At 64.6% G+C, this 593-nt stretch carries 1 protein-coding gene; it reads right to left on the bottom strand.

The window, feature by feature from the left end; translation table 11 throughout:
* On the bottom strand, window positions 1-593 hold a 593-nt coding region (locus A5686_RS21050), incomplete at both ends, for a condensation domain-containing protein (RefSeq protein ID WP_156750165.1).

Raw genomic sequence — 593 nt, 5'->3', positions numbered from 1 at the left:
GCCAACCGGTTCGAGGCCTCATCGAGCTCTCGGTAAGTCACCGACCGGCCCTCGAACGTCAGCGCCACCGCCCCCGGCGCACGCGCCACCTGCGCAGCGAACAATTCCGGAATCGATTGCCGCGCAGTCGGATCGGACTGGATCAACATCGTTCGATTACCGATTCGATCCAGGTGGGCGCGCTCATCGGCATCCATCAGATCCACCGACGACAATCGAAGCGTCGAGTCGGCGGTCATAGCGTCCAATACGCGTCGCAACCGCTCGATCAGCGCGTCAATGCTTTCCGTGTCGAACACGTCGGTGCGGAACTCCACTGCCCCGCCGATCCCGGCGGGCTCACCGGCTTCGCTCCAGCATTCGGCCAGCGAGAACGACAGGTCCATGCGGGCGGTGCGGGTATCCGTCGGTACAGGGCTGACCTGCAGATCGCCCAATTCCAAGCTGGCGGCCGGATCATTGGCGAAGTTCTGCCAGGCCAACATCACCTGCACCAGTGGATGATGGGACCGGCTACGGGCCGGGTTGAGCCGCTCCACCAGCACCTCGAACGGCACATCTTGGTGCTCGTAGGCGGCGAGGCTGCGCTGGCG

Source organism: Mycobacterium sp. E2479 (assembly GCF_001667925.1).
Lineage (GTDB): Bacteria > Actinomycetota > Actinomycetes > Mycobacteriales > Mycobacteriaceae > Mycobacterium.
This window is presented reverse-complemented; position numbering and strand designations above follow the sequence as displayed.